The sequence below is a fragment of the Catenulispora sp. GP43 genome, from assembly GCF_041260665.1.
GTDB lineage: Bacteria > Actinomycetota > Actinomycetes > Streptomycetales > Catenulisporaceae > Catenulispora.
Window position 1 is genome coordinate 277,179 of the sequence record NZ_JBGCCT010000011.1, and the last position, 18,930, is coordinate 296,108.

Sequence of the window (18,930 nt, forward strand, 5' to 3'; positions counted from 1 at the left end):
CCGCAGCACCGCGATATTCGGGTGCGGGATGTCGGTACACGCCTCGCCCGGTTCGACCATCGCGATCGCCTCCGCGATCGCCGCGGCGGGCAGCGGATACGACCCGCTGCCGCCGCGGTACCCCACCACCGTGGCCACCGCCACGCCCGGAAGGAGGCCGCCGCGCACGTTCGCGCGCACCACGGCGCCGTCCGGGGTCAGCAGCCCCCAGGCCGCCGGCTGCTCCCAGCCGAGGCGTTCCTCCATCGCGGCCCGGGCGGCGTTGATCGCCTCGACCGTCTCCCAGCGCTCAGTCACGGCGCCACGCTATCCATGCCCCGTCGCGGGAGCTATCCCAGCCCGTAGACCGCCGTCGCGGTCCCGCCGAACACCGCTTCGCGCTCCGCGTCGGTCAGCTCGGCCGTCAGCCGCATCGCGGTTTCCACAACCTGTGGATAGCCCGCGCCGAGTGTGCTCACCGGCCAGTCGCTGCCGAACATCACGCGCTCGGGCCCGAACGCCTCCAGCACCACGTCGGCGTAGGGCCGCAGGTCCGCGACCGTCCAGCGCTCCAGGTCCGCCTCGGTCACCAGGCCGGACAGCTTGCACGAGACGTTCGGCAATTCTGCCAGGGCCCTGATATCGGCGGCCCACGGCTCGCGCGCGCCGGACGCGATCGGCGGCTTGCCCAGGTGATCCAGGACGAAGCGGAGGTCCGGCACCGCGTGCGCGACGGCCGTGCAGGCCGGGATCTGGTCGGCGCGCACGATCAGGTCGAAGGCCAGCCCGGTCGGCGCGAGCCGGCGCAGGCCCCGGAGCGTGTCCGGCTCGGTGAGCCACGCGCCGTCCGGCAGCTCCTGCACCTGGTGCCGGATGCCCACCAGCCACCGTCCGCCGACGCCGGACAGCAGTTCGCTCAGCCGCTCGCCGAAGGTCGGCGCGGTGACGTCGGTCCAGCCCACCACCCCGGCGATGAGATCCGATGTCTCGGCCAGCTCCAGCATCTCCGGGGTCTCGTCGACCGCGTGGATGGTCTGCACCAGCACGGTCGCCGAGACGCCGGCCGCCGCGGCCAGCGGCTCCAGGTCGGCCAGGTGGAAACTGCGGCGCAGCGCCGGCAGATCCTCGGTCCACGGCTGGTCCCGGACGCTGAGATCCCACAGGTGGTGGTGCGCGTCGACGATCCGCATCCTCAGGCCTCCGGCAGTTCGAAAAGCTGGGGCAGTTCAAAAATCACCGGCAGCGGCTCGTCCCCGCCGGCGAGCGAGAAGTCCCGGAACACCCCGACCCGCGCCTGCCACGCGCGGTCGGCCTCCTTGTCGGCCATGAACGCCTTCAGCGCTTCCCAGTCCTCGCACTCGACCAGGTGGAACAGGTCCACCCCGTTGCGCCAGATCGTCCACGCTGTACAGCCGCCGGCCCGCAGCAGATCCGGGATCTCCGGCGGGATGTCGTCGTGCGCTTGCTCGTACCCTGTGACGCCCTCGGGCTTCAGCCGGGTGTGGATGGCGACCCGCACCTGGAACCCCCACTCCTGCGAGACATCGGATCTTTCACTGATCGGCCGCCGAGTCTAGTGCCTGTTTGCGTCGGGGGAAACGAACACGTCCAATGGCTCAGGTGAGGGACCGAACCCCGGTCAGGGACCACGCCGCGCGCCTCGTCCGCTTCCAGCGCATCGAGATCGACGCCACGCGGCTGGTGCTGTCCGGGATCGCGCTGGCGCTGCCGGTCGCGGTCGGCGCGGCGACCGGCCACGTGGCCGAGGGCCTGACCGCGGTCATGGGCGCGCTGCTGGTCAGTTCGGCCGGGCACGAGGGCGGCTGGCGGGCCCGGTGCGTCGACCTGGGCGCGACGGCGGCGGTCGGCGCGCTGGTGGTCTGGCTCGGGGCGGTGCTCGGCGCGCAGGGCGGCGTGGCCGGCGTCTGGATCGTGGCGGTGGCCTTCGCGGCGGCGCTGGTCGGCGGCATCGGGACGCTGGAGGCGCGGATCGCCGCGAACGCGACGGTGTTCACCGTCATCGGCGCGCACCTGGGCACGGGCCCTGAGTCGCCCCGGCACATCCTGCTGTACGTCGTGCTGGGTATGGCGGCGGCCGCCGCGCTCACCCTCGGCACGCACGCCCTCGGCCGTGCGCTGTCACCGCTGCGGCGCAGGGAGCTGGAGGGGCCGCCGGGGCCGGAGTGGCCGTTCCGGCGCAGCGTGCCGAAGTGGCGGGCCGGGCTGCGGACCTGGCACGGCTGGCAGTACGCGGTGCGCCTGACCGCGTCGATGGCGGTGGCCGAGGTGGTCGCGCAGTTCCGGCCCGGCGCGCACGCCTACTGGATCGCGCTGACGGTGTCGCTGGTGGTCCTGCGCGACGAGGCCGCGGCGCCGATGCGCGCGCTGGAGCGCGGCCTGGGCACCACGATCGGCGTGCTGGTCGGCGGCGGGCTGATCGGGGTGCTGCCGACCTGGGGCATCGTGGCGCTGATCGGCGTGATCGGGGCGGTGCGGCCGTATCTGAAACTGGCCAACTACACCGCCTACGCCGCGGTGATGACCCCGCTGATCACGATGCTGAACGAGCTCGGCGACGACATCTCCTGGGCGGTGCTGCGCGAGCGCGTGCTGGACACGCTGATCGGCTGCGCGGTCGGGCTGTGCGTGGGCTATCTGCCGTGGCGGATGTGGTCAAGCAGACAGCGCTGAAGGATAGGGGAACCTAACCTCGCGGAATACGATCTCCTCATACCCGGTTGAAGTGTTTGTTCAACTTTCAACCAACAGAAGGGTCCCATCGTGAGCCAGATGCAGTTCGGCGTCTTCACCGTCGGAGACGTGACGCCCGACCCCACGACGGGCCGCGCGCCGACCGAGCACGAGCGCATCAAGGCCATGGCCGCCATCGCCGAGCACGCCGAGCAGGCCGGCCTGGACGTCTTCGCCACCGGCGAGCACCACAACCCGCCGTTCGTCCCCTCCTCCCCGACCACGCTGCTGGGCTGGATCGCCAGCCGCACCTCCAAGCTGCTGCTGAGCACCGCGACCACGCTGATCACCACCAACGACCCGGTGAAGATCGCCGAGGACTACGCGATGCTGCAGCACCTGGCCGACGGCCGCGTGGACCTGACCCTGGGCCGCGGCAACACCGGCCCGGTGTACCCGTGGTTCGGCAAGGACATCCGCGACGGCATCGACCTGGCCCTGGAGAACTACGCGCTGCTGCGCCGGCTGTGGGACGAGGACGTCGTCGACTGGTCCGGCCGCTTCCGCACCCCGCTGCAGGGCTTCACCTCCACGCCCCGGCCGCTGGACGGCGTCCCGCCGTTCGTCTGGCACGGCTCGATCCGCTCCCCCGAGATCGCCGAGCAGGCCGCGTACTATGGGGACGGTTTCTTCCACAACAACATCTTCTGGCCGAAGGAACACACGCAGCGCATGGTCGCGCTGTACCGCCGGCGCTTCGCGCACTACGGGCACGGCACCGAGCAGCAGGCGATCGTCGGATTGGGCGGCCAGGTCTTCATGCGCAAGAACTCGCAGGACGCGGTCCGCGAGTTCCGGCCGTACTTCGACAACGCCCCGGTGTACGGCCACGGCCCCTCGCTGGAGGAGTTCACGGCCGAGACCCCGCTCACGGTGGGCACCCCGGAGCAGGTGATCGAGCGCACGCTGTCCTTCCGCGACTACGTCGGCGACTACCAGCGGCAGCTGTTCCTGCTCGACCACGCCGGCCTGCCGCTGAAGACGGTGCTGGAGCAGATCGACCTGCTGGGCGAGCAGGTGGTCCCGGTGCTGCGCAAGGAGTTCGCGATCGGCCGCCCGGCCGACGTGCCGGACGCCCCGACCCACGCGAGCCTGGCGGCCGGGTCCGCCGTGGACGAGGCGGGGACGGCCGGGACGCGGGATGATGAGCGGTCGGCTTTGTTCGACACGAAGGAGGCCATCGCACCGTGAGTGCTTACGAGGCGGCGAACAACGGGTTCGGCGACGAGGGCTTCACGCCGTCGGGCGGGAGCGCCTGGTTCGGCGGGCAGGCAAGCGCGCCGGTGAACGACGGCTCCGGTTTCGGCGACTCCGGTTTCGACGGCTCCGGTTTCGGCGAGGCGCCCGGCACGGGCTTCGCAGATCCCGGATTCGCCGACGGCGGCTACGCCAACGGCGGCGGCTTCGCAGACCTGCCCGGCCGCCCGGCCGCCGCCTCGAACGGCACCGCCTTCGCAGGCCACGGCTTCACCGACGGCGACGGCTTCCCGGAGCACTCCGACCTGCCCAGCCGCCCGGCCATCGGCACGAACGGCGCCGGCTCGAACGGCCTGGCCTACGCGGATCTCGGCTTCCCCGACATCCCCGCCCGCCCCACGTTCGCCGCCCCGCCCGCCACCGGCGCCCCCGATCCCGCCAGCAGCAGCGCCCTGCTCCCGGCCCTGGCCAACCCCGGCCCGCCGCGCCCCGGCCCGGCCGCCGACGTCCTGCGCCTGGTCGCCGTCACCGCGGGCCTGGGCCAGCCCTCGACCGCGCGCATCCTGGCCGACCGGCTGGCCGAGGCGGCGCGCGCCCGGCTCGGCGAGCGCGGGCGCCAGGTGCTGGTGGAGGTCCTGGAGCTGCGCGATCTGGCGCTGGACATCGCCGGCGCGATGGTCGCCGGCTTCCCCGGCGCCAAGCTGCGCGCCGCGCTGGACGCCGTGGAGGGCGCCGACGGCCTGATCGCCGTCAGCCCCATCTACACCGCCAGCTACAGCGGCCTGTTCAAGTCCTTCTTCGACGTCCTGGACAAGGACGCGCTCACCGGCAAGCCGACGCTGATAGCGGCCACCGGCGGCACCGCCCGCCACTCGCTGGCGCTGGATCACGCGCTGCGCCCGATGTTCGCCTACCTGCGTGCCTTCATCGTCCCGACCGCGGTGTTCGCCGCCTCGGAGGACTGGGCCTCGGCCGGGGAGGGCGCGCTGTTCGAGCGCATCGAGCGGGCCGGCGGCGAACTGGCCGGCCTGATGGCCGGCCAGCCGGCCGCCGCCCGCCGGCGCCGCGACGAGTTCGAGGACGTCGTGCCCTTCGAGCAGCGGATGGCGGCGCTCAGGTCCGGGATCTGAGATATCCCCTCACAACCGGGCCTTCCCCTCCAGCTTCGGCCACGTCAGCACCGCCGACCCCCACGCCAGCCCGGCGCCGATCGAGGTCAGCAGCACCCGCTGCCCGGCGGCCAGCCGGCCGGCGTCGTGCGCGTCGGCCAGCGCCAGCGGGATCGACGCCGCGACCGTGTTCCCCACGTCCTGGATGTTCGCGACCACGCGCTCCGCGCCGATCCCCAGCCGCTCGGCGACGCGGTGGATGATCCGGATGTTCGCCTGGTGCGGCACGAACCGCCGTACCGAGTCCGCCTCCCACTCGGCCTTGGCCAGCACCCGCCGGGAGGACTCCGTCATCTCCCGCACCGCCCGCTGGAACACCGCCGGCCCGTCCATGACCAAATACGGCCGCTGATTCGCCACCGGCATCCCCAGCCGGTCCCGCGCCCCGCCCGCCGGCACCTCCACGGCCGCCACCTGCGACCCGTCGCTGCCCAGATCGAACGCCCGCACCGCGCCGGGCTCGTCCGGCGTCCCGACCCGCAGCACCAGCGCTCCGGCGCCGTCGCCGAAGATCGCGGCGGTGAGCCGGTCCCCCGGGTCCACCAAGGTGGTGAACACGTCCGCGCCGATCACCAGCACCCGGTCGGCCATGTGCCCCCGGATCAGCGCGCTCCCCGTGGCCAGGGCGTGCACGAATCCCGCGCACACCGCGTTGACGTCGAACGCCGCGGTCCCGGTGTACCCCAGCCGCGAGGCCACCTCCGGCGCCGACGCCGGGCATAATCGGTCCGGGGTCGTGGTGGCCAGCAGCACCACGTCGAGCTCGCCGACCCCGGCCCCGGTGTCGGCCATCTCCAGCGCCCGGGCCCCGGCCTCCACCGCCAGGTCGACCGTGGACATCCCGTCGGCGACGTGGCGCCGGGCGATGCCGAGCCGCTCCCTGATCCACGCGTCGGACGTCGCCAACCGTGAGCTGAGTTCGATGTTGTCGACGGAGCGGGGCGGGACGCACCCGCCCACTCCCTGGACGACTGCCGCGCGTGTGGTCACGCGGTCGATTGTCCGTCGGGCGAACAGGACTCACATAGGACTTTCGCGGCCAATTCACCCGTAAGGTGCATAACCGGCTTGTTTCCGCCAGGTTCGCCATCCCATGGTGCTCACCATGGACTCCCCATGGATCTTCACCGCCTTCCGCGCCCCCGCCGATCCGGGCGCGGCCCCCGAGGCCCTTCAGGAGGTACGGCATCTGCGCGCCCGCATCCTGTTCGACCAGGGCCGGCGGCCGGCCTTCGGCAGCCATGCCGGCGACCACCCCGACGCCCAGCCGCAGGACCACGGCGCCTGGCACTTCGCGGCCCGGCGCGGCCACGACGGCGTGCACGGCCCCCCGCTGGGGTATGTCCGGCTCCTGACACCCGCGAGCGCTTCCCTTTACCAGTCCAGGGAATTCCTGGGGGGCGACCGCTATGACGAAGTCCTGCGCACCGAGGGCCTGGCCCCCGGGACAGTGTTCGAACACAGCCGGCTGGTCGTCGAGCACCGGGCCCGCAAGCTGGGCCTGGGCCTGCACCTGAACGCGCTGGCCGTGGCCGCCGCGCACGAACTCGGCGCCGCGGCGATGATCGGCACCTCCGGCACCGCCGAAGGCCAGGACCGCTTCCACGCCCGCTTCGGCTTCCACCCGGTCCCCGGCACCCGGCGCTACGCCGAGCAGTACACCGAGGACGTCGTCATCCTGCTGCACCGGTCCGCCGAGGGCGCCGGCGAGCACACCGCCCTGGTCGACGACTACCGGCTGCTGTTCCGCTACGACCTGATGGACCAGGGCTGCCCCGCCGAGCCGGCCCGCACCGGACAAGGACCCTCATTCACCGTCCCGCGCCGCGGACCGGTCTGGCGCGACGCCCCGCCGCGCCGCCTCACCGCGATCGGCCCGGCGGACCCGCACCGCTGGAAGCCGGTCCTGTTCGAGCCGGCCCGGCACGACGACCGGGTGGCGATGGGCTCGCTGCTGGATACCGGCGCGGTCCGCGAGGTCGCCGACACCATCGAGGACCAGTTGGAGGAGCTGATCCGGGCCCGGGACCCCGGGCACGTCCCGGACCCCGACGCGCTGGCCGCGGCCCGCCGGGACCAGCTGGCCGGCGCCCGGCCCTGGGAATACGGCACCTGGGCCTGGTACCCGTGGTCCGGCCGCCTGGTGCACGTCCTGCCGCGCGAGGAGTTCCGGCTGGTCCGCACCGACCGCAACCGCGGCAAGATCGACCGGCCCGAGCAGCGCCGGCTGCTGGACAAGCGGATCGGCGTCATCGGCCTGTCGGTCGGCAACAGCGCCGCCCTGACCCTGGCCCAGGAAGGCGTCGCGGGGGCCTTCAAACTGGCCGACTTCGACACCCTGAGCGTGTCCAACCTCAACCGGCTGCGCGCCGGCCTGCACCAGATCGGGGTGAACAAGGCCGTGATCGCGGCCCGGCAGATGTTCGAGATCGACCCGTATCTGGACATCGAGATCTTCCCCGCCGGCCTGACCGAGGACACGGTGAAGGAGTTCTTCCTGGGCGGCCATGGTCCGATCGACCTGCTCGTCGAGGAATGCGACACCCCGTGGGTGAAGCTCGCCGCCCGCGAGGCCGCCCGGGACCTGGGCGTGCCGGTGGTGATGGACGCCAACGACCGCGGCCTGCTGGACGTCGAGCGCTTCGACCGCGAGCCGCACCGGCCGCTGTTGCACGGCCGGCTGGGGCGGCTCGGCCCCGACGACTGCCTGAACCTGACCTTCGACGAGCGCGTGGAGCTGATCCTGGCCATGGTGGACGCCGACCGGATCTCCCCGGCGCTGGCCGCGAGCATCCCGAAGATCGGCCGCACGCTGAGCAGCTGGCCGCAGCTCGCCTCCGGGGTGGCGCTCGGGGGCGCGCTGGTCACCGAGGCCGCCCGGCGGATCCTGCTCGGCGGTCCCTGTGCGTCCGGCCGGTTCTACGTCGATCTGGAGAAGCTGATCGCGCCGGACCGGGATGTGTCGGGCGACGCTGCTCAGGCAGCCGTCAGCTTGCCCAGCGCCCCGTAGAACCAGACGTTCTCCGCGCCGACGGCGTCCTCGGCCTTGTCGGGACGCCAGGCCGGCAGGTTCACGATGCCCGGGTCGACGATGCGGAAGCCCTCGAAGAACCCGGCGATCTGCTCGCGCGTGCGCGGCGAGGGGTTCTTCATCACCGCCTGGTACTGGCTCTGGACGCTGCGGACCAGATCGCCGGTGGCACCGTCGATCGTGGCGTGCGTCAGCGCCAGGTAGCTGCCCGGCGCCAACATCCGCCGATAGGTCTGCAGGACGCCGGCCGGATCGTCGGCGTCGTCCACGAAGTGCCAGGCGGCCAGGGCCGTGAGCCCCACCGGCTTGTCGAAGTCGATCAGCGACTTGACGGTGGGGTCGCCCAGCACCCGCTCGGCGTCGACCATGTCGGCCAGCACCGCGCCGGCGTTGTCGTTCCCGCGCAGGATGTAGTTGCTGTGGCTCACCGCGGGCGGGTCGTTGTCGATGTAGACGACCCGCGCGGCCGGGTCCACGGCGTGCGCGAGTTCGTGCACGTAGCTCTGGGTCGGGATCCCGCTGCCCAGGTCCAGGAACTGCCGGACGCCGTCGTCCAGCATCACCCTGATGGCCCGGGCCAGGAAGAGGCGGTTCTGCTGCAGGATCATGCGGCCGTTGGGCTCGATGGCCAGCAGCTGCCGCCCGAAGTCCCGGTCGGGGGCGAAGTTGTGCTTGCCGCCGAGCAGGAAGTCGTACAGCCGCGCGACGCTGAACACGTCGGTGTCGATGTTCGACGGGAGGTCGTCGAAGATCGCGTCCACGTCGGTGCCGGCGGGCGCTCCGGTCGGGTCGGTCATCGTCTTCGTGCTCCTTGGGGAAGTCGGAGGGCCGGTGCGGCGCCGGCAGAGCGGCAAATCGCCGCAACCCACCATCTAGGCTTGCACTTTTCCCTGGCCGGCCGCTGCCGTTTCGCGGCCTTTATAAGACCTCTTCCACAGAATTCCTCGGCCCGGTGCCGTTGCCGGCGGCGCCGCGCTGCTTGCTGTACCGGTCCAACCGCACGTCAAGCGCCTGCACGACGGTCTCGCCGTCGTACGGTCGCAGCTGCGAGCGGGCCCGGTTCATCTCGGTCGTGAGTCGCACCGACCCGGCGAGGGTGGCCATCCGCGCCGCCTCGGCCAGCGCCGCGCACGCCGCCGGCACGTCGCCGAACTGCACCTGGGCCTGAGCCCGCCGGGCCAGCGCCATCGCGTTGTTGTGCAGGTAGGCCGGGTTGAACCGCTGCTGCGCCAGGGCCCCGGCGTCGGCGGCCTCCACGGGGTGCCCCAGAAGCAGGTGGCACTCGCTCTCCCGGGCCCAGTAGAACGACGGGCCGTAGAACCCCCAGCGCTCGGCGGCCGGCTCGGCCCAGTCGATGCGCTGCATCTGCCGCCGCTCGCGCTCCAGGGCCGCCAGGCTCCGGGCGCCCTGGCCGGCCGAGGCGTAGACCCGGGCGGTCATGTCGGCGGCGTAGGCCTTGGCCCGGCGGCTGGGGCTGCGCTTGGCCGCCTCCTCGGCGGCCTGGGCGTGATCGATGGCGGTCTGGTGGTCGCCGGCGGACATGCTCAGGTGCGCCTGCGCGGCCAGGACGTTCGCCGCCAGCTCGTAGTCGTCGGCCTGGTAGGCGGCCTTGCGCGCGTCGTCGTAGTAGAACCGGGCCGCCTCGTCCTGGCCCATGTTGAACATCATCCAGCCGAGCAGGTGCGCCAGGTCGCCGTAGACGACCCAGGCCTGGCCGGTGAGCCCGGGAGGGGCGTCCTTGACCACGGCCTCCATCATCGCGCGGACCGCGAGCCCGGTCTGGACCGTCGCGGACGGCCCCAGGGCGGCGTTCTGCTGGCGCAGGCCGCCGACGATCAGCCCGGTGTTCTCCACCATGGCCGGGTCCACCCGGCCGGCCGGGGTCGGCAGCACCGCCTCGCCGGCCAGCGGCGCGGCCGCGGCGACCGCGAACAGGCTGCTGAGATTCAGCAGCGCCGAGCGCCGGGACAGGCTGTTGCCGCCGTCCGGCGGCTCCATCAGGGAGCTGATGTCAGCGGCGGTGGACATCGAGGACAACAGCTCGCCGGGGTTCGCGCCGAGGTCGTCGTACACCGGCTTGACCGGGGGCGCGCCGAAGTACGGGTCGAACCGCACCTCGGGGTTCGGCGCCGCAGCCGCAAGTGCGTACGGCTGCGGGGCCTGGCGGGGCGGCGGCAGCAGCCCGCCGGCCGGACCCGGCTCGCGGATCTGGCTGAACACCGGCCGCTTCTTGGCGCCGTAGTCGTCCAGATCGGACAGCAGGTCCGCGACGCTGCACTCGTACAGCTGCGCCATCCGGTCCAGGACCTCCAGCGACGGCGCGTAGCCGGTGGAGCTGGGCCAGGCCTCCCAGTAGGAGAAGTTCTTGAAGGTCTTCGGGTCGTCCGGCCAACGCCGGTTCCACCGCTCCGCGGCCTCCGGCTGGGTCCAGCCGCGGGCCTGGCGCAGCGCGACACGCGCGTTGACGTGGAACCGTTTCTGGAACTCCCGGCCGATGTCGGCCCAGGACTTGTCGGCGGCCCGCAGCTGCTCGGCCATCTGGGCCTGGATCTGCTTCAGGCTCCTGGGTTTCCTGCTCATCCTCTGGCGATCCCTGCCTCGGCGGGCGGCCCTCACCGTCCGGACCCGTCACGCTTTCCGTACCTCGAATGTGACGCGCCGCCACGCCCGCCACGGGACCGGACCCTTTTCCTCCCAGCCTCGCCGGGAGAAAATGTCGGTTGCCGCATTGTCCCATCGCCCAGCGCGATGATGGGAGCAGTCGCAGTAACCGTAGGCGGACTTCAGGAGGACTCGCCGTGCGAACGACTCAGGAGTCGGAGAACTGGGCGGTCGAGTTCATCCGGACCGACGGGGAGAAGCAGTCGCTCTCCGTCGAGGACGGGTTCACCTCCCGCGGAGACGCCGAATACTACGGCCAGTGCACGTGGTCCTCGCCCGGCGGGCGGGGCATCGAGCTGGTGCGGGTGCGGCAGCTGCCGCGCGGCCCGTGGATGCCGGTGGCGCCGGCGTCGGTATGCGGGGGGATCCGCCTATAGCGCTGTGCGCCTTCCGGGGGGATACCGGTGTGCGTCCGCAGTCCGCACGCCGGTTCGGGGATCCCAGCCCGTCCGGGCGGTTTCGTGATCGAGCCGGCCCGGACGGGCTTTTTGGCGCCCTGACGGTGACAGAGCCGCCGCGCTCCCCAAGCCCAGGGAGCGCGACGGCCGTCAGAACCCTATATCGAACGAGACCCTATTTCCCCCGCTCAGCCAGCTGCTCGGCGTACAGACTCGTCGGCAGCACATGCGACCCGGCCGACTCGACCTGCCCGTCGCTCCCGGCCGCCAACGCGCCGGTGCACCCGACGGCCCAGTTGTGCGCGGTCGGCGGCTCCATGAGCGTCAGGCCGGTGGTCCCGCAGTTCCACGCGGTGCTGTTGGCGTCCCCCCAGCCGTGGCCGGAGCCCTCGCTGCCGTAGTCCTCCATGTTCAGCGAGCCCTGCAGGACGACGTCGTCGTACAGCGTGCCGCCGCCCCAGCGCTGATGGCCGCCGGAGTCGAAGGACGCCGAGTACGACGAGGGGATGAGCGTGGCCGTGCAGTCCGAATACACGTTGGGGCCGGACTGCCGCTGCTCGGTCTCGAAGGCGTGCACCTTCGAAGCGGTCACCTCGCAGTCCTGGATCAGGTTCTCCTGGCCCGACAGGGTGTAGCCGTTGGAGCGGGCCGAGGTGCCGGTCGTCACCATGTCCAGCGAACCGGTGTGCAGCACGGAGACCCGGCGGCTGGCGGCGGTGAGGCCGGCGGCGCCGTTCTGCCCGAAGTGCCAGCCGAAGACGTTGTCGACCCACGAGTCCTGCACCGCGTCGACCATCGCGAACTGCGAGTCGTAGAAGTCGGTGGCGTACTTCGGGTCGGTCGTCATCGCCTGGCCGTCGGCGGTCAGGTTCTCCAGGCCGACGTGGTCGATGCGCGGGAACGTGTACCTGTACACGAGCGCCTGCGTGTACTGCTTCTCCAACGCGGTGGTCAGCGGGGCGTCGATGGTGATCCGGTTGCCGGAGACCGCGGTGATCGTGCGCTCCGAGCGCAGGCTCCAGTTCGGCTTCCAGTCGCTCTGCATGCCGAGCGCGTCGATCCAGGCCTGCGTGGTCGGCCGTTCCACGACGACCTGGTCGCCGGCCTTCAGGCCGGAGGCGTCGTCCAGCGTGAGCGAGGTGCCGCCGACCGGGACGTAGGTGTCGGTGACCTTGGCCTGGGCCCCGACGACCGCGTAGGCCGCGGTCGAGCCGATGGTGACGAGGGTGCGCGCGGTCGCGCCGATGGCGACCAGGGTGGTGGCCGCGGCGTTCGTCGACGCGCCGCGCAGCACCACACCGCTTGCCGTGATGTGCAGCGAGCCGGCCAGCCGGAACGTGCCGGCGGCCAGTTGCACAGCGCCGCGGAAGCCCTGGGCGTTCAGCGGAAGCGCGGACACCTTGTCGATGGCCGCCTGGATGCTCTTGGTGTCGTCGCCGCCGGTGGGCTTGACCGAGTCCTTCGTCGCCACGCTCGGGATGGCGACGCCGCCGCCTTCGTAGCCGGCGGAGGAGTAGTCGGGGATCCGGTTGCCCTGGGCGTCGTGGCCGTAGCTCAGCTTGCCGCCGGCGAAGGAGATCCAGGAGCCGGTGAGGCCGGGCTGCGTCGCGGGCTTCGCGGGCGCCGCGTCGGCGAACTGTGCGACGGCGACACCGGTGCCGAGCACGACCGCGGCGATGGGTATGGCGAGACGATGGCGTCGGAGGAAGTCCAGCGGGGTCATGGGTTCGCAGTGTGACTGTTCACGGCGTAAGACCGCGGTAAAGAACCCTTACTCGCTGTCGGCGACCTCTTTCTCCAGATGCGCGAACACCTTCCCGAGCAGCGCGTTCAGCTGTTCCCGCTCGTCGGCGGCGAGCGGACCCAGGACCTCATCCTGGACTTCTTGAGCCTGCGCGGCCAACTCGGCGAGCAGCGCACGGCCGTCCTCGGTGAGCGTGACGCCGACCCGCCGGCGGTCCGCGGCGTCCCGGGCGCGCTCGACGGCCCCCGCGCCGGCCAGCTCGTCGACGATCTTGGCCAGGTCGCTGGGGTCGATCGCCAGCCGCAGCGCGAGGTCGCGCTGCACGTGCGGCCCGAAGTCGGCGAGCGCCGCCAGCACCGCGTGGTGCCACAGCCGCAGTCCGCGCTCGCCGAACCGCCCGGCCAGCCGGCTCCGCGCGATCTTGCCGGTCCGCGAGAGCAGGTAGGTGGTCAGGCCGGTCAGCGAGGGCGGCAGCGCCCGCAGGTCATCCATGGTATGACTATAGGCGCCGACCCATCATGGGTGAACACCCACTAGTTTGGAGGCACGATGGACGCGCTGCACTCCCGCCTGCTGGTGGCCCGTTTCGCGGAGATGTTCGACTTCTACCAGGCCGTCCTGCCCGAGATGCTCGGCGCGAAGCTGATCAAGGGCTCCCCGGCCGGCCCCTACGCCAACTGGGACGTCGAGGACCAGGCGGTCCTGATCCTGTTCGACCGCGCGACGATGGCCGCCGTCGCCGGCACCGCGGACCTGCCCGCGGCCGCGGCGCCGGCGCAGGACCACACGATGTTCGTGTGCCGGGTCGACGACGTCGACGCCGGGGCCGAGCTGTGCGTCCGGCACGGCGCGACCCTGGTGGTGGCGCCGACGGACCGGCCGGACTGGGGCCGGACGCTGCGGACCGCGCACCTGCGGGACCCGGAGGGGAACCTGATCGAGCTCCAGTCGTACGAGGGCTGATCCGCCGAGGGCTGATCCGCTAAGCCAGCGCCGCGGTCTGCCACTGCAAGGCCCGCGGCACGCCCCGAGCGTCGATCCGCGCCGTGTACAGCGCACCCTCCGGTCCGACCGCAGCGGCCACGACCAGGCCCTGCGCGTCGACGGCCAGCGAGGGCCGCAGGATCGGCCCGGGCCCGCTGTGCCAGCGGCGGACGCCGCCGGGGGCGCCGAGCTTCGGCTGCCAGACCACCTCGACCAGTCCGCGGCGGCCGCGCTGGGCCAGGAAGACCCCGCCGGCGTGCGGCTGGATCGCCACGACCCCGAACCCGCCCTGGCCGCCGAGCGTTCCGCCCGGCGGCCGCCAGGCGCCGCCGGCCGAGCGGGTCATGACGCTCAGGACGCCGGTGTCGGCGGCGCGGGCCGCCAGCAGCGCGGCACCGCCGCGCAGGGTGTGGACCGTGGGCGGGTCCCCCATCGGGGGCAGGGCCGTATGGGTGACCTGCGGCCCGCCGGAGGACCCGATGCGCCAGCTCCACAGCACGTGGCCGACGGCGTGGAGCTCGACGTCACCCTCCGGGGTGACCGCGGCGGTCAGGCCGTCCCGGACCCGGTGGCCGCCTATGTCCTGCCAGTCGGTCCAGCGCGCGCCCGGCGTGTTCAGGTCGCGGCGGCGCCAGGACACCGACATGTCGGCGTTGCGGACGAAGACGTGGAGCACGCCGCGCCCGTCGACCACCGCGGCCGGGCAGCCGACGTCGCCGCGGTCCTTGGTCGTCGCGCCGATCGGGGTGCCCAGGCCCGTCCACGGGGTGAAGCCGCCGTCGGGCCGCTCGCCGGCGACGACCACCTCCTGGGTCCAGGTCCCCCGATCGGGGTCGCTGGTGGCGCGCAGCCCGACGAGCTGCGCGCGGCCGTCGGGCGCCACTGCGACCACCAGATGAGGGGCCAGGGAGAAGGCGGTGTTCTGGTCGCGCTGGTCGCGCTGGCCGGCCGCGCCGCCTGCGCCGGCCCCACCGCCCGCACCGCTCGCACCGCCCTGGATCCCGACCCCGGACCCGAATCGTCCGCTCCCGGGCTTCGTCTCCGTCCACATCACCGCCTGCCCGCCGACCGCCGCGAAGGCCCGCAGCCGGCCGTCCGGCCCGGCCCGCAGCCAGTCGGTCGTCCCGACGTGGCGCAGGTTCGTACTCTGCGACCAACCCGGCCGGGCCGCGTCGCCGCCGACGGTGCGGTCGCCGCAGCCGACCGGGTCGCCGCACTTGCGCCGGTCGGCCCAGCCGTAGACGCCCAGCAGGCGCAGCTTCTCGCGGGCGCTGGACCCGCCGAGGTTGTGACGCCAGCGCGCGTTCCCGTAGCCGACGTACGCGTCCAACCGCACGGCCGAGGGACCCCGCCGGGCCCGGTGGTCGGCATAGGCCGCATAGGTGAACCAGGCGGTCGCGGTGTGGTCCTCGTTGTCGGTGTGGACGCCGGAGTCGGTGAGCCAGGCCCGCTCCTTCGGACCGGTACCGCGCCGCTCGGGATCGGGGTCCATGGTCCGCACGACGGTGGGCTGGAACCGGTCCATCAGGTCGGCGAGCGTGCCGACGAGCTGGTCGCGGGTGTAGACCCCGCCGGTTATCGCACTCTCGCTCGGCTGGAGCACCGGCCGGGTCGTGAGGGTGCCGCGGTAGAGCGCGGCCAGCGGCGTGTGGTTCTCGTCACCGGGGGTGGAGCCGGTGTAGCTGCCCATCGAGATGTCGAGGAAGACCAGCCGCACCCGCGGGTCGGCCTCCAGCTCGCAGAGCTCGGCCTCACCCCCGCGGGTGACCAGCACGCTACGCCGCCAGGGCGCGTCGTCATCCGCCCCAGCCATGCGCGCATAGGCCGAGCGCAGCCCGTGCTGCCGCGCGGCGGCGAAGGACGCACCGCCCCCGGCCTCGGCGGCCGTGAGCACGACCGTGGTCACCTCGCCGCCGGTGCGCACCGAGTCGGCGATGTCCGGGTTCATGAAGTAGAGGTCGTCATCCGGATGGGCGACGACCTGCATGAACGCGACCCGGCTGACGAGCCGGGCCGGACGGCTGACCATGTCGGCCTCGGCGTTGGTGACGGCGGTATCGGCACCGAGCGCGCCGAACGCCAGTGCTCCCATCCCGAGCAGCCCAAGCTCGCGACGAGACAAGTAAGGCACCTTGACTCCTGTGTGGCTGGATTCCCCGCAAACCATATTCGGGACGCGGGAGGAGGCCCGCGGGTTGCCTTCGGAGTCACTCGATACGGTCTGGAATCGAACGGACACACAGCGGCGCCCCCGATCCGGTCCGGATCGGGGGCGTACTCAAGACTCTTTCTGCAGGTGTCAGGCCTGTTCCACTTGCGTGGGCGTCAGACCTGTTCCGCTGCCGCGGATGTCAGACCTGGCCGGCCTTCTCCAGCGCACTGCAGCAGGTGTCCACGATGAGGCGGGTCACGACGTACGGGTCGACGTTGGCGTTCGGCCGCCGGTCCTCGATGTAGCCCTTCTTGTCCACCTCGACCTGCCACGGGATGCGCACCGAGGCACCGCGGTCGGAGACGCCGTAGCTGTACTCGCTCCACGGCGCGGTCTCGTGCTGCCCGGTGAGCCGCTCCTCGATCCCGGACCCGTACGCGCGCACGTGCTCCGCCGGCTTGTCCCCCTCACCCAGCGCCTCACACGCGGTGATGATCGGATCGTACGACTCCCGCATGGCCTTGGTGGAGAAGTTGGTGTGCGCCCCGGCGCCGTTCCAGTCCCCCTTCTGAGGCTTGGCATCGAACGAAACGGCGACCCCGAACTCCTCGGCGACCCGCAGCAGCAGATAGCGCGCGACCCACATGTGGTCGGCCACCTCCACCGGCCCGGCCGGCCCCACCTGGAACTCCCACTGCCCCGGCATGACCTCGGCATTGATCCCCGAAATCGTCAACCCGGCAGCCAGGCAGTAGTCCAGATGCCGCTCCACCAACTCCCGCCCGAAGACAGCGTCACCCCCGACCCCGCAGTAGTACGGCCCCTGCGGCGCCGGAAAACCCCCACCCTCCGGGAAACCCAAAGGCCGACCACCCCGGAACAGCGTGTACTCCTGCTCGATCCCGAACCACGCCTCCTGCTCAGCGAACCGCTCGGCAACCTCCCGAGCCTCCGCCCGCGTGTTGGAAGCATGAGGCGAGAAGTCGATGTCCTCCACCTCACACAGCACGAGCAACGACTCCCCACCCCGCACAGGATCGGCACACGTGAAAACCGGCCGCAGCACCCGGTCCGAAGAACGCCCCTCAGCCTGGCCCGTCGAAGACCCGTCGAACCCCCACACCCCCGGCACAGCCCCGTCAACCAGAATCCGCGTCTTCGACCGCAGCCCCGCCGTAGGCACAGCACCGTCAATCCAGATGTACTCAGCCTTGAAGACCATCCCGCACCTCACCAGACGAACCAATCAACCGAACACCCAGGACACCCCGCACGACCCGGCAACCCCCACCACCGAGCACCCCCACCATGACCACACCCCGAGTCCCCACCGTTTCGCCGGCGTTAACGCCACATCAACTGACCCACGATCACCCCCCGACAACCCACCGTGACCCCCGACACCCCCTCTGACCTGCACAAGCCACCCCCGCAGATACCGATTTTCGAGGAAGGCCATTGGGCGTGTACTATCGACAACGTCGCAAGCGCGCGTAGCTCAACGGATAGAGCATCTGACTACGGATCAGAAGGTTAGGGGTTCGAATCCCTTCGTGCGCACTCGCTAGAGCACCAACCCCAGGTCGATGACCTGGGGTTTTGTGTTTCCCGGGCTCGGCATATCGAACCGACTTCTGACTTCGATCATCAAAAGCCGGGGCATGTGTGAGCGTGATGTGAGCATGTGTCGAGAGGACCTGGGCTCTGGAGCCTTGTGTGCGCCCACGAGAGTGCTGCGCAATGCCTCCGAGACGCACCTGGTCGCTACCGCTCCGGCTGCTGTCGCGCCGTCCGTAGTGTGATGAACGGCTCTGCGACCTGCCTCTACCGCGCGGTTCCATCGGATGCCGCGCGTTACCGATGGTGGTAGCCGGGACCAGCGTGAGAGCCCAGGGGCTGCATAACGCCTGACCACGAACGGCCTTGGACAGAGGATCGCGACGACAGATTCTCCGCGGTGGCGATGGCTTCACCAGTCCGGGTTCTTGTCGCTCGGTTTCAGGGCAGTCTCGCGAGGCCGTGGCCATACTGGACTTTATGGGTGTGGACCGGCACGGGGTTAACGCGATCGACGTGTGCGGCAAGACTCTCCTGCTCACGGAGACCGGCGGAGGAACAGCAGTTCACCTCACGGCGGAGTCCGCTACAGCTGAGCCGGGACAAGGCGCCGTCCCGGACTACTACTTCGAGGAATCGGGCGGCGGTACGTCAGCTCTGAAACATAACTACGATAAGGCGGCCCTGGTAGAGCCGCGCTGGTCGGAGAAGACACTGTGCGGTCGACAGTGGGTCAGCATGGCAAGCGGAGAAGGTAGCCTGCTACACGAGTTCGACCAGCACGAGGTGTTCGCCCCGACGTGCAAACGCTGCCTGTCCCTGATGGACAACCTGTTTCCCGCCCCTACGCCGGACGACCGGCTCAAACTTGTGGTCCAGGTCGTCGCAGATCTTGTCCTCGAACACGGGTATGCAGAGATCCACGCGGTGCCCGGTGATCAGCAGTCCGCCCTGCGTGCGCAGGTCCGGTCGGCAGTGCGAAAACGCAGCGGCCATGGCACGAAGACTCACGTTTGCAAGAGCATGGTCATTTTCGTCTGCGATGAGATCTACGACCAGCATGCCGATGAACACGACCGCGATGCCGGCGAGGCCATGGAGCGTGTCATGGAAGCCGCTGCGACCGGCGGCGAGATCGTGCCGATCAGACCACGGGAGTGGCGAACATCGTGGGATGCCTGGAGCATCGGGTGATCCGCCGTCCGGCACAGCAGTACAAAGAAAGCGACCGACGGCTTAGCACGTTGTCGTTGCGGCGACCGGTTAGCGAATAACGCGGTCGCGTCTACTCTTCGGCCGCAGGAGAA

The 18,930-nt window shown here is 71.4% G+C and carries 16 protein-coding genes and 1 tRNA gene; 8 read left to right on the top strand and 9 right to left on the bottom strand.

Annotated elements, in window-relative coordinates; translation table 11 throughout:
• Nucleotides 1–329 precede the first annotated feature (329 nt).
• Both ABH926_RS24025 and ABH926_RS24030 read right to left on the bottom strand, forming a co-directional pair.
• Entirely contained in the window at nucleotides 330–1,169 is an 840-nt protein-coding gene (locus ABH926_RS24025; protein WP_370367976.1) for an amidohydrolase, read from the bottom strand.
• A 2-nt stretch (nucleotides 1,170–1,171) separates the two neighbouring features.
• Entirely contained in the window at nucleotides 1,172–1,498 is a 327-nt protein-coding gene (locus ABH926_RS24030) for an L-rhamnose mutarotase (RefSeq protein ID WP_370367977.1), read from the bottom strand.
• Between the two features lie 101 nt (nucleotides 1,499–1,599).
• Between ABH926_RS24030 and ABH926_RS24035 the strand changes: the two genes are divergently transcribed.
• From ABH926_RS24035 to ABH926_RS24045, 3 genes are all read left to right on the top strand, one after another.
• Nucleotides 1,600–2,670 (top strand): FUSC family protein, encoded by a 1,071-nt coding sequence (locus tag ABH926_RS24035; RefSeq protein ID WP_370367978.1) that lies wholly within the window; start codon nucleotides 1,600–1,602, stop codon nucleotides 2,668–2,670.
• Nucleotides 2,671–2,769: 99 nt separating this feature from the next.
• Nucleotides 2,770–3,921: an LLM class flavin-dependent oxidoreductase gene (locus ABH926_RS24040; RefSeq protein ID WP_370368021.1), complete on the top strand. Its 1,152-nt coding sequence runs from the start codon at nucleotides 2,770–2,772 to the stop codon at nucleotides 3,919–3,921.
• A 470-nt stretch (nucleotides 3,922–4,391) separates the two neighbouring features.
• Nucleotides 4,392–5,057: an FMN reductase gene (locus tag ABH926_RS24045; protein ID WP_370368022.1), complete on the top strand. Its 666-nt coding sequence runs from the start codon at nucleotides 4,392–4,394 to the stop codon at nucleotides 5,055–5,057.
• 9 nt (nucleotides 5,058–5,066) lie between these two features.
• On the opposite strand, the gene ABH926_RS24050 is transcribed toward ABH926_RS24045, so the two are convergent.
• Complete coding sequence (locus ABH926_RS24050) at nucleotides 5,067–6,086, bottom strand: beta-ketoacyl-ACP synthase III (protein WP_370367979.1); 1,020 nt, start codon at nucleotides 6,084–6,086, stop codon at nucleotides 5,067–5,069.
• A 115-nt stretch (nucleotides 6,087–6,201) separates the two neighbouring features.
• Here ABH926_RS24050 and ABH926_RS24055 point away from each other — a divergent pair, with 115 nt between their 5' ends.
• On the top strand, nucleotides 6,202–8,106 hold the full coding sequence (locus ABH926_RS24055; protein ID WP_370367980.1) for a ThiF family adenylyltransferase: 1,905 nt from the start codon (nucleotides 6,202–6,204) through the stop codon (nucleotides 8,104–8,106).
• Here the strand turns inward: ABH926_RS24055 and ABH926_RS24060 are convergent.
• Nucleotides 8,073–8,924, bottom strand: coding sequence for an SAM-dependent methyltransferase (locus tag ABH926_RS24060; RefSeq protein ID WP_370367982.1), 852 nt, complete (start codon nucleotides 8,922–8,924; stop codon nucleotides 8,073–8,075). The two genes, ABH926_RS24055 and ABH926_RS24060, sit on opposite strands and share 34 nt — an antisense overlap.
• 121 nt (nucleotides 8,925–9,045) lie before the next feature.
• A complete protein-coding gene (locus ABH926_RS24065) occupies nucleotides 9,046–10,707 on the bottom strand; it encodes a hypothetical protein (protein WP_370367983.1) in 1,662 nt (553 codons plus the stop codon).
• A 218-nt stretch (nucleotides 10,708–10,925) separates the two neighbouring features.
• Between ABH926_RS24065 and ABH926_RS24070 the strand changes: the two genes are divergently transcribed.
• The gene (locus ABH926_RS24070; RefSeq protein WP_370367985.1) at nucleotides 10,926–11,165 is read left to right on the top strand and encodes a hypothetical protein; all 240 of its coding nucleotides are present in this window, start codon (nucleotides 10,926–10,928) and stop codon (nucleotides 11,163–11,165) included.
• A 196-nt stretch (nucleotides 11,166–11,361) separates the two neighbouring features.
• On the opposite strand, the gene ABH926_RS24075 is transcribed toward ABH926_RS24070, so the two are convergent.
• Together ABH926_RS24075 and ABH926_RS24080 are read right to left on the bottom strand one after the other, a co-directional pair.
• Nucleotides 11,362–12,909, bottom strand: coding sequence for a peptidoglycan-binding protein (locus ABH926_RS24075; protein WP_370367986.1), 1,548 nt, complete (start codon nucleotides 12,907–12,909; stop codon nucleotides 11,362–11,364).
• 48 nt (nucleotides 12,910–12,957) lie between these two features.
• Nucleotides 12,958–13,422: a MarR family winged helix-turn-helix transcriptional regulator gene (locus ABH926_RS24080; RefSeq protein WP_370367987.1), complete on the bottom strand. Its 465-nt coding sequence runs from the start codon at nucleotides 13,420–13,422 to the stop codon at nucleotides 12,958–12,960.
• A gap of 57 nt (nucleotides 13,423–13,479) precedes the next feature.
• Here ABH926_RS24080 and ABH926_RS24085 point away from each other — a divergent pair, with 57 nt between their 5' ends.
• Entirely contained in the window at nucleotides 13,480–13,893 is a 414-nt protein-coding gene (locus ABH926_RS24085; RefSeq protein WP_370367988.1) for a VOC family protein, read from the top strand.
• 19 nt (nucleotides 13,894–13,912) lie between these two features.
• On the opposite strand, the gene ABH926_RS24090 is transcribed toward ABH926_RS24085, so the two are convergent.
• Nucleotides 13,913–16,036, bottom strand: a complete 2,124-nt coding sequence (locus tag ABH926_RS24090; protein ID WP_370367990.1) for a PIG-L family deacetylase — start codon at nucleotides 16,034–16,036, stop codon at nucleotides 13,913–13,915.
• A gap of 229 nt (nucleotides 16,037–16,265) precedes the next feature.
• Complete coding sequence (gene glnII, locus ABH926_RS24095) at nucleotides 16,266–17,288, bottom strand: glutamine synthetase (protein WP_370367991.1); 1,023 nt, start codon at nucleotides 17,286–17,288, stop codon at nucleotides 16,266–16,268.
• 265 nt (nucleotides 17,289–17,553) lie between these two features.
• Between glnII and ABH926_RS24100 the strand changes: the two genes are divergently transcribed.
• Nucleotides 17,554–17,626 (top strand) — tRNA-Arg (locus tag ABH926_RS24100).
• Nucleotides 17,627–18,085: 459 nt separating this feature from the next.
• A complete protein-coding gene (locus ABH926_RS24105; protein WP_370367992.1) occupies nucleotides 18,086–18,817 on the top strand; it encodes a hypothetical protein in 732 nt (243 codons plus the stop codon).
• Nucleotides 18,818–18,930 lie beyond the last annotated feature (113 nt).

Excerpts from the sequence above, each read along its gene's own strand:
- ABH926_RS24025 (WP_370367976.1), bottom strand. The coding sequence starts at position 1,169 with ATGCGGATCGTCGACGCGCACCACCACCTGTGGGATCTCAGCGTCCGG.
- ABH926_RS24040 (WP_370368021.1), top strand. The coding sequence starts at position 2,770 with ATGCAGTTCGGCGTCTTCACCGTCGGAGACGTGACGCCCGACCCCACG.
- ABH926_RS24055 (WP_370367980.1), top strand. The coding sequence starts at position 6,202 with ATGGACTCCCCATGGATCTTCACCGCCTTCCGCGCCCCCGCCGATCCG.
- ABH926_RS24060 (WP_370367982.1), bottom strand. The coding sequence starts at position 8,924 with ATGACCGACCCGACCGGAGCGCCCGCCGGCACCGACGTGGACGCGATC.
- ABH926_RS24065 (WP_370367983.1), bottom strand. The coding sequence starts at position 10,707 with ATGAGCAGGAAACCCAGGAGCCTGAAGCAGATCCAGGCCCAGATGGCC.
- ABH926_RS24075 (WP_370367986.1), bottom strand. The coding sequence starts at position 12,909 with ATGACCCCGCTGGACTTCCTCCGACGCCATCGTCTCGCCATACCCATC.
- ABH926_RS24080 (WP_370367987.1), bottom strand. The coding sequence starts at position 13,422 with ATGGATGACCTGCGGGCGCTGCCGCCCTCGCTGACCGGCCTGACCACC.
- ABH926_RS24085 (WP_370367988.1), top strand. The coding sequence starts at position 13,480 with ATGGACGCGCTGCACTCCCGCCTGCTGGTGGCCCGTTTCGCGGAGATG.
- glnII (WP_370367991.1), bottom strand. The coding sequence starts at position 17,288 with ATGGTCTTCAAGGCTGAGTACATCTGGATTGACGGTGCTGTGCCTACG.